10 protein-coding genes are annotated in these 9468 nt (G+C 47.5%); all 10 read right to left on the bottom strand.

The window, feature by feature from the left end; genetic code table 11:
- Positions 1-226 precede the first annotated feature (226 nt).
- Positions 227-1304, bottom strand: a protein-coding gene (gene prfB, locus ACFQ2O_RS17005; RefSeq protein ID WP_377530509.1) for a peptide chain release factor 2 whose coding sequence is annotated in 2 segments (ribosomal slippage) — positions 227-1243 and positions 1245-1304 — 1077 coding nt in all. Because the reading frame shifts where the segments join, the coding sequence is not laid out codon by codon here.
- A 141-nt stretch (positions 1305-1445) separates the two neighbouring features.
- Positions 1446-2519, bottom strand: coding sequence for a branched-chain amino acid aminotransferase (locus ACFQ2O_RS17010; RefSeq protein WP_377530511.1), 1074 nt, complete (start codon positions 2517-2519; stop codon positions 1446-1448).
- 45 nt (positions 2520-2564) lie between these two features.
- Entirely contained in the window at positions 2565-3113 is a 549-nt protein-coding gene (locus ACFQ2O_RS17015) for a cob(I)yrinic acid a,c-diamide adenosyltransferase (protein ID WP_377530513.1), read from the bottom strand.
- Positions 3113-3841: an ABC transporter ATP-binding protein gene (locus ACFQ2O_RS17020; RefSeq protein ID WP_377530515.1), complete on the bottom strand. Its 729-nt coding sequence runs from the start codon at positions 3839-3841 to the stop codon at positions 3113-3115. The genes ACFQ2O_RS17015 and ACFQ2O_RS17020 overlap by 1 nt, the downstream gene beginning before the upstream one ends.
- A 10-nt stretch (positions 3842-3851) precedes the next feature.
- Positions 3852-6893: a tetratricopeptide repeat protein gene (locus ACFQ2O_RS17025; protein ID WP_377530518.1), complete on the bottom strand. Its 3042-nt coding sequence runs from the start codon at positions 6891-6893 to the stop codon at positions 3852-3854.
- A gap of 127 nt (positions 6894-7020) precedes the next feature.
- Entirely contained in the window at positions 7021-7308 is a 288-nt protein-coding gene (gene gatC / locus ACFQ2O_RS17030) for an Asp-tRNA(Asn)/Glu-tRNA(Gln) amidotransferase subunit GatC (RefSeq protein ID WP_377530522.1), read from the bottom strand.
- Positions 7256-8056 carry a lysophospholipid acyltransferase family protein gene (locus ACFQ2O_RS17035; RefSeq protein ID WP_377530525.1) on the bottom strand — a complete coding sequence of 267 codons (801 nt, stop codon included), beginning with the start codon at positions 8054-8056 and terminating at the stop codon, positions 7256-7258. Before ACFQ2O_RS17035 ends, gatC begins: the two co-directional genes overlap by 53 nt.
- Before the next feature lie 106 nt (positions 8057-8162).
- The gene (locus tag ACFQ2O_RS17040; protein ID WP_377530529.1) at positions 8163-8726 is read right to left on the bottom strand and encodes an NUDIX domain-containing protein; all 564 of its coding nucleotides are present in this window, start codon (positions 8724-8726) and stop codon (positions 8163-8165) included.
- Positions 8727-8841: 115 nt separating this feature from the next.
- Positions 8842-9141, bottom strand: coding sequence for a HigA family addiction module antitoxin (locus ACFQ2O_RS17045; RefSeq protein WP_377530533.1), 300 nt, complete (start codon positions 9139-9141; stop codon positions 8842-8844).
- 10 nt (positions 9142-9151) lie between these two features.
- Positions 9152-9433 carry a type II toxin-antitoxin system RelE/ParE family toxin gene (locus ACFQ2O_RS17050; RefSeq protein WP_377530535.1) on the bottom strand — a complete coding sequence of 94 codons (282 nt, stop codon included), beginning with the start codon at positions 9431-9433 and terminating at the stop codon, positions 9152-9154.
- Positions 9434-9468: the final 35 nt, after the last annotated feature.

Below are 9468 nucleotides of genomic sequence, written 5' to 3' on the forward strand. Positions count from 1 at the left end.
ATTTATTTTCAATTTCCGTAGCGCCACAAGCATTATGTAAGCAAAGAAGATATGTATAAAATTTCTTTGCTCACTAACACAGAAATTAATGCATCCAACATGGCACTATATCTACTGTTATTCAAGCAATTACAACATCATACTTTCTTCCTGTAGCCTCTAAACAAGAGCGGCACTCCTAAAGGAGTGCCGCTCTTGTTTAGAAGTATGAAAACAGCCTTTCAGTCTATGTCTGCATCAAGAATGCTTTAATATACTCATCCAGATCTCCGTCCAGCACGTTCTGTACGTCGGAGCGTTCTACACCGGTACGTACATCTTTCACTAGCTTGTATGGGTGCAGCACATAGTTGCGTATTTGTGATCCGAAGTCGATGCGCTTCTTTGTGCTCTCGATTCGGTCTCGCTCAGCATAGCGCTTCTCCAACTCTATCTGATACAACCTGGAGCGGAGCATGCGAATGGCGTGCTCCTTGTTCATTAGCTGCGAGCGTTCAATCTGACATTCGATCACAATACCTGTTGGCTTGTGCTTTAACCGGACAGCCGTCTCCACCTTGTTTACGTTCTGCCCTCCTGCACCACCTGACCGGAAAGTGTCCCAGTCGATATCGCTCATGTTCACCTCTATGTTGATGGTATCATCCACCACAGGATAAGCAAATATGGAAGCAAACGAAGTATGGCGGCGGCCACCTGAATCAAACGGAGAGATGCGAACCAAGCGGTGTACGCCGATCTCAGACTTCAGGTATCCATAGGCAAAATCACCGGTTATCTCCAGGGTAGCAGAACGAATACCTGCGCCGTCACCGGCCTGGTAGTTTATCTGCTTCACACTAAACCTATGCGATTCGGCCCACATGATGTACATGCGCATCAGCATCTCAGCCCAGTCCTGGCTTTCTGTGCCACCCGCACCTGGGTTTATCTCGATAATAGCATTTAGCTGGTCTTCCTCTTCGCTGAGCATACGCTTGAACTCTAAACCTTCTACGGCCTGCTCTGCTTTTTTGGATTCAGCTGCAATGTCCTCCTCTGATACGTCGCCTTCTTTGTAGAAATCAAACAATACCTCAAAGTCTGATACAGCTTTCTCCACCTCCTCGTAATGGTCCGTCCATACCTTGATCGACTTTATTTCCTTCAGAATCTTTTCTGCGGCTTTAGGGTCGTCCCAAAAGTCCGGGGCAGTGGTTTGTCTTTCAGTTTCTGCTACTTGTTCTTTCTTGGTATCGTAGTCAAAGATACCTCCTCAAGGCCTCTACTCTGGCCTTCAACTCTTTTACTTGCTCAGTTGTCATTAGCGTAATGGGGTTATACTTCCTTTTAAACAACAAAATGCTGAAGTATAAATAACACATTTATACTTCAGCACCTTATACTATACTTTACCGGCAACAGACATCAGGGCATGTACACCTGCTGCATGGTAAAGACATACTCTACAGGTTAATGCGCTGCACCCAGTTAAGGGGATCTGGCGCTTGTCCTGTTTTAATTTTATCTAATTCTGTTGCTAACCTGTTTGATATTTCACGCCCCTCAACAGCTGGGAGGTCCATATCTGTGCCATCGTAATGGATGGTGGCGATCTGTGCGATCGTAGCCGCTGTACCTGTACCGAATGCCTCTTGCAGTTTACCGGCTTTATGCGCCTCTACCAGTTCTGTTATTGCCACTTTGCGCTCTTCTACTGTATAGCCTAACTCACGCGCAAGGGTTAGTACGCTATCGCGGGTAATACCTTTCAGGATGGTGGTGCTAACAGGTGGCGTGATCAATTTACCATCTATTACAAACATCACGTTCATGGTACCAGACTCTTCTATGTACTTATGCTCTTTGGCATCGGTCCAGATAAGTTGGTGATAGCCTTTATCCTGCATTTTGCGGGCAGGCAGAAGCGCTGCACCGTAATTACCTGCTGCTTTGGCATAGCCGGCACCACCCTCTGCAGAGCGAACAAATTGCGGCTCTATAGCAACTTTAAGCGCCTGACCGTAATAAGCGCCTACCGGGCAAGAGAAGATGATAAAGCGGTAGGTTGCCGAAGGACGCACCCCAATAAAGTCATCTGTGGCAAACATGAACGGGCGCAGGTATAAGGCACAGCCAGAGGTTGGTGGCACCCAGGCAGCATCCAGTCTAAGGAGTTGCTCTAAGCCCTGCATAAAGAGGTCTTCCGGCAACGCAGGCATGCACATACGCTCCGCTGAAATATTCAGACGGTTGAGGTTATCTACCGGGCGGAACATCAGGATATCACCGTTGGCATCACGGTAGGCTTTCATTCCTTCAAAAATGGCTTGGCCATAATGCAAGGCTGATGTAGCCGGGTTAAGCGACATGGGGCCATAAGGCATTATCTGTGGATTCTGCCAGGCACCATCTTTATAATCAACAACAAACATATGGTCTGAGAATATTTTCCCGAACTCAATGTTGTTATAATCCAGCTCCTGAATACGCGATTCTGTCACGCACTGCGCCGGTATAGTAAGCATATCTATTGACATAGTAAGTTTCGTTTTTAATTCCGTTAGGGTTTATCGTATGAGTTGCTAAATTCTTGGTTTCCAGGCTACCTCTTCGGCACCTAGCTCTTGAGTCATTTTACGGCAAAGGGCAAATAAATAGTCAGAAAGTCTGTTCAAATATTTTATAACCAGCTGCTCCACCTCCGACACCTCCTGTAAACTGATGGCCAGACGCTCAGCACGACGGCAAACGCAGCGGGCTAAGTGGCAAAAAGAAACCGACTGATGGCCTCCCGGCAGCACGAACGCACGCAAAGGCGGCACCTCGGCTGTCATGTTATCTATCTCCTGCTCCAGCAGCGTAACATCTTCCTCGTGCAGGTCCGGGGTTTTCATTTTTGAATTACCAGGATCGGTTGCCAGCAGGGCTCCTATGGTAAAAAGCCTGTCTTGTATTTCTTTAAGTATAGCAAGGCGACTTTTGTTTACTTCCTGATCACGTACCAGCCCGATGTATGAATTTAATTCATCTACAGTGCCATAGGCTTCAATACGCAAATGTGATTTAGCCACACGGGTGCCACCGATAAGAGCGGTAGTGCCTTTGTCGCCTGTTTTAGTATATATTTTCATTAGTGTTCTTGTTCTGCCTGCATGCGGGCAGCTGTAGCTATGTCTGTATTAACTGTGTCAGATTCCACTAAGCCGTCGCGGAGGCGTACGATGCGATGCGCATACTTGGCAATGTCCTCTTCGTGCGTTACCATAATGATAGTATTGCCTTTGGAGTGCAGGTTCTCGAACAACTCCATAATCTCGTAAGATGTTTTGGTATCGAGGTTACCTGTTGGTTCGTCGGCAAGTATAATGCTGGGGTCGTTGATCAAGGCACGGGCAATGGCTACACGCTGCCGCTGGCCACCAGATAATTCGTTTGGTTTGTGCTTGCCACGCGTACCCAGTCCTACACTTTCTAGTGCCAGTTGCGCTTTCTCTTCTCGCTGGCTTTTATTGTAGCCGGCATAAATCAGCGGCAGGGCCACGTTTTCCAGAGAACTCTGGCGGGGCAGCAGGTTAAAGGTCTGGAACACAAACCCAATCTCTTTATTCCGCACTTCTGCCAGTTCATTATCTGTCATGTTGCTTACGTCCTGGCCGTTCAGAATATAAGATCCGGCTGTGGGAGTATCCAGGCAACCGATAATATTCATGAAGGTAGACTTACCAGAACCAGAAGGCCCCATAAAGGCTACGTACTCGCCTCTTTGAATGGTGATGGACACCGATTTCAGGGCATGAATTGTCTCCGCGCCCATGCGGTATACTTTAGAGATGTCGTGGGTTTCGATGATAGTGCTCATACGGCTTTTTTCATAGCTGCCAGTTTTCAGCGCGAGCCTCTATTTCCTGGCGTTTTTGGTCGAACTTCTGTATAAATGTACTGTATTCTGCGGCAGTAAGCAAATTCTGTAATGTTTCCGTTGCACGCTCTGCATAAGAGTATAAACCTTGGTCCAGGCTCTCTAAAGCATAGGCCTGCTGGAGTTTAGCAGCAAAAGGGTTATAGGTGATCCCGTTCAGCAGAATATTATATGCTTTCTCTTCTTCCGGCTTATACTTGTTGAAAAATTCCGCAGCAGCCAGTATGGTTTCCTCATCATAGATAAGCATTTTCATTGCCTGCTCATACCGTGTGGCGGCCTCTTCTTTGCGGCCTTTAACCTCTGCAACACGAGCCTTAAAGTATAAACTGTGGCGCTTGTCCCGCTCGGTAAGGTAAAGTTTATCGAGCCTGTTCAGCAGCACGTCGTACTGCTCAGTATAAAGCCACAGTCTAAGTTGCTGCAGATTTAACTTAGAGCGCAGTTCATCTTCTGGCCTTAACTGGTCCGATGCTTCCTTTATAGCACTATAAGCTGCTTTTAAACGCTTATTATCCAGCAAGTAATCTACGCGTGCCACCAGGGCACGGCGCTTCAGGTCCTTCTCCTGTACAGCATTTACAAGCGCGCTTACCTGCTCCAGCGTAAGCGTAGGCAGGTAAGCAAGCAGGTACTGTACTTTATCTTTGTCAGATGATTCTGCTAATACCGCCGGAACATCTTTTTGCAGCAACGACACTAAGTGTTGCGCCACGGCAACAGCGGCCTCATTTTCAGTAAAGCCCACTTCTTCCAGGGCGGCTATGGCAGCCTCCGGCTGATGGGCCAGCGCCTGTGCATAGCCCTCAGCCAAGTAAGCCGGCTGATAACCTCTGTCTTTGGCTTGTTTAAAGTAGGCAGCGGCAGCGCTGTAGTTCTCTTCCTCCAGCATCCATTGCCCCAGCGCATTGTAGTAATACCCGCTTTGGGTTTCCATTTGCAGAGCCAGGTTCTCCACTGTATTGCGGCCTTGCTGTGGCAGCCCATTGTAGTGGTGCACCAGGCCCTTCAGGTAAAGGAGATCACTGGAGAAGATCTGGTTTCCCGGCGAGGCAAGGTACGTATCAATTGCTTTCAAGCGCGAGGTATCGCCCTGGTTCAGGCGGCTGATGGTCTGGTTATAGAACAACGCGAAATCCTCTATTGCCTGCAGTGAGTCAGGCGCAAACTCCTCTTTGCTTTGCGGGTCCATGCCCAGCAACTGGCGCAGCACGGATTGGTTGCTGCGCAGTGTTTTATACTTGCCTTTTCTGGATTCCTCTAGTACCGCCTTGGCAGGCTCCAGCATGGCCTGCCGTGTATAGTAGGCCAAGCGGTTACTATAGACCAGATCCTCGTCAGAAGCAAACTTCTGCGCCAAGTTAAAATAGTACTCGGTGCTGTCCTGCACACTGGTTTGAGCGTAAAGCAGGGCCAGGTTATTATAGATTTCAGCGCTTTCCGGAAACTTATCTGCTCCCTGCTGCAGCACATACATCTTCTCGAAGAAGTACTGCTTCTCATCGTAAATATTAGCCAGCCGGATGTATAGCTTCGGGTTAGGGCGCTTATCTATGGCCTCCTGCAGCTTCAGGATTTCGTTATTGCGCTGTTGCCCCTCCCGGTACATGGCGGCCAGGCTGTAGTTTGCTTTTACGTTGTTGTTGTCATACACATCGCTTTCCTCGTAAAAGCGCTCTGCCAGCATATCGTTGCCAGAGGCACGGTATAGGTCGCCGATATAGCTGTAATAGCTGGCCTGCGCATGAAAGTAAGAACGATACTGCGTACGCATCACCAGGATAACGCAAAGCACCATACTCACGATAAAGAACGAGAAAAGGGTAAACTTCTGGGGTTCATACACCACCTTGTATACAGGCAGACGCTGCTCCAGCAAACGCCCAAAATTTATCATCACGTACAGCAAAAAGCCAAAACCAAAAGCCAGATGTGTATAGATAATCAGGTCGTGATAGAGCCTGGTAAGCGAATCATTAGCGGTAGCGAAAGCATAGCCTATACTTAGAAAGGCCATCGTAGCAAACACCAAGTATAACACAGCACCTGTTGGCCTAAAAGAAAACAAGCCGCCATACACCTGCTCGCGCTGGCGCATGCCCCAGAAACCCGCCACTGTAGATAAAAACAGGATAATGTAGCCGTTCAGGCGAATAATGTCTGATTGAATATACCCTACGTGGCGCAGGTACATCAGCAACAGGCTTAACAAGTATAAAATACTGATAAGCAGAAACTGCCACATCGAAAAACGCCTTTCCGGGGTGCTTGCCTGTGTATTGACCCAGAGAAGCGCATTTACGTTTTCGTAGGCCACCCACAGCATAAACAGTACAGTAGTAATCATCAGGCCGATAGAGCTATAGCTTACGAGGTGTAAGGTGATTAACTCAGGCGTAAAATCAGCCTCTGTATAGATCAAAAGGCCTAACAGGGTAACCAGGCCTAGCATAGCCAGCACCCGCAGCGAAAAGTTAGTGTTTGGTAAAAAAGCCTGAAAGGTATAACTGCCTACTGACAGCAGCGCTATACTTATTAAAAGGGTTGTCTGGCTTGCCCCTCCGCCAAATACGCCCAGCAAATCAAAGTTGAAGGTAGCCAGGAACAGCATCAGCAACAGCATACTTGCAAAGTATGGCATCTGCCGCATCGTGCTGATAGCGGCGGCATAAAACGCCACGCAGATGGCAAGGAGAATGAGCAGCACCGAGGCTGCCAGTGTGTTTACCTCTGGCAAGGCTACATCATACTGCTCCAGCAGCAGGTAGCCGTCGGCGGTAAGGGTGAAGGGCTCCAGTAGGCGCGTTACCTCATGCACCGGCATCGGCACCACTTGCATATCTGTTATTTTATCCCAGGCAAAAAGGCTGTTCTCGCCGGTAAAATAATGGTAGACGCCCAGCAGCAGGGCCAGCACTGTGAGCAGCAGTAAAAAAAGATAGGGATACCTGGTATTTGTATCCCATCCTTCCCAAAACTTTATTTTATTCATATTTTCAGGACACAAGTATCAAGACATAAGACACAAGATATGCTGGTTGTACTTCTTACCGCATAGCCTAAGTTTTATACTTAAAGCCATGGCAGGATAGACCAGTCTCTTTACTTATGCCTACAGATTACTCCATTACTTTTGGTACACGGAAATAATCTGAGTCTTTTTTAGGAGCGTTCAACAGAGCTTCTTCGTGGGAGACGGTATTGCGCACCTCATCCTCACGCAGCACGTTCACCTCTTCTGACATGTGAATTAGCGGCTCAATGTTTTCGGTATCCAGCTCGCGCAGTTGGTCTACCCAGTTCAGGATCTTGTTCAGGTCCTGGAGCATTTCCTGCTCTTTCTCCTCGTTAAACTCAAGTCTGGCTAAGTGCGCTATTTTTCGGATAGTCTGAATATCTGTTGACATGTACTTCGTTATGTTTGCTAAGTTCTAGTTGAATAATGTTAAACACCTGCTCCTTTAGCTGTGGCAGGTCGGCCAGCGTTAGCCCCTCTGTTGCGATAGGCTCATGTATGATAATTTTAAGCGGGTGCCAGCGCACTTTCAGCTTTCCATCCAGGTCGGGCAGGAAGTGCTGGTTGTACGGCATGGTAATCGGCACTACCGGCAGTTGCTTCTCTATTGCCAATTTAAAAGGCCCGTCTTTGAAAGCCATCATCTGCTCTCCGGCTGTTTTGGGAATAGTGCCTTCCGGAAAAATAACCAGACTTCTCCCCTCCTCCAGCGTTTTAGACGATTTGATGTAGCTCTTCGCACTGCTGATGGGGCTTTTGCGATCTACTGAAATATACAGCTTTTCGTATACTTTTCCCCAAAGCGGCACCTTGCACAGGTCGCTCTTGCCTACAAAGTTAATAAATCCGGGAATGGCATGCAGCACCACCGGAATATCTAAGTAGGAGCTATGGTTAGGTGTGAAAATATAACGCTGCTTTTTATCCTGCTTCATGCGCCATTCTACTGTCAGCGGCGTCAGAAACATGCGCAAAGCTGAGGAAGACCAAAACCTGTTGATGTTATGCAACTGGCTGTACCACTTCTTTTTACGCATCAGCACCGCCTGCAACGGATACGTAACCACAAACGGAAGTACAAACCAGGTAACACACCAGGTTGTGTAAATTCTGTGAGATAGGTATTTAACAGCTTTCATACGTCCAAATGTAATAATAATACCTTAGTGTACAACCCCTGTCAACACAGTGCTGGCTTGTATAAGGTTTAAACGTGAGGGGCTGTCGCCAAGTATAAAAAAGCCGCTACAGCCTCCCCTGTTCCTGCAATATAAAAGCAGCCTTCAAAATACCTGCCACACTAATGGCATCGGTAATCTCGTTGCTCATGGCCATGCGCACGGCTTCTTTGAAAGGCACTTTCTTAATGTGCAGCTCCTCTGTTTCTTCAAAAGCAGTTTCGCCGGCGGTTAGTTCCTGCGCCAGAAAAACAAAGCCCTCTTCGTCGGTTACAGAGTTGGAGGTGTGCAGGCGGCAGATATTCTCCCACTTGGCTGCTGTAAAACCGGTTTCCTCCTTCAGTTCCCGCTTTGCCGACTCCAGCAGGTCGTTTTCTATCAGGCCGCCGCCCATGGGTATTTCCCAACTATACTCGTTCAACGGGTATCGGTACTGGCCGATCAGATAGGTATAACCTTCGTCATCGATGGGGATGATGCCGATAGCCTTGTTCTTCATGCTCACCACACCGTAGATGCCTTCGCCGCCGCTCGGGTTCAGCACCTGGTCTTCGCGCACTTTAATCCAGGGGTTCTGGTAAATATCTTTAGAGGAAAGGGTAGTCCAGGGGTTATGTGTCTCGTCAATCATAGCTATAGGTTTTGCTGGTGCAAAGATAGCGGTTTGCGGCTTGTGGAAGTATGGGTGGGGAATTTTGGAGGAAACAGCCGAAGCACACCATGGCAAGGGGTATAGCTGCGTTGTATTAGGCGGCGTTCTTCTCGAAGCGCTTTATTGTTTCCAGCTCTTTTTGCTTGTTTATCATTTCTTCTTCCAAATCGTAATCGTCTTGCAACCCGAGCCAGAACTTAGGGGAGTTGCCAAAGTAGTAACTTAATCTTAAGGCTGTATCGGCTGTAATGCGCCTGTTTCCTTTCAAAATCTCAGACACTCTGGTTTGAGGTATACCAATGTCCTTCGAAAGCCTGTAAGCTGTAATGCTTAGTGGAGTAAGAAACTCTTCTTGCAATACCTCTCCTGGATGAATATTAGGTAGTCGCTCCATTTTTTTCTTCTTAGTGGTAATCTATAATTTCTACTTGTGATGCTTGGCCGTTACTCCATCGAAAGATGATTCTCCATTGGCTGTTTATCCTGATACTGTAGAACTCTTTCAGGTTTCCCGCTAACTTTTCTAATCTATTGGAAGGAGGAATTCGAAGGTCAGCAATATCTTGAGAGTTATTCAGCATTCTTAATTTACGTCTGCCAATCGTCTGGATTTCCATAGGCAGCTTCGCTACCCTTTCCCCATTCCAGATTTTTTCAGTTTCCTTTGACCCAAAAGATACAATCATACTTACTTTAAACGTTACTAACGCTAAAAGTAAGC

This window comes from Pontibacter rugosus (assembly GCF_042678745.1).
Classification (GTDB): domain Bacteria; phylum Bacteroidota; class Bacteroidia; order Cytophagales; family Hymenobacteraceae; genus Pontibacter; species Pontibacter rugosus.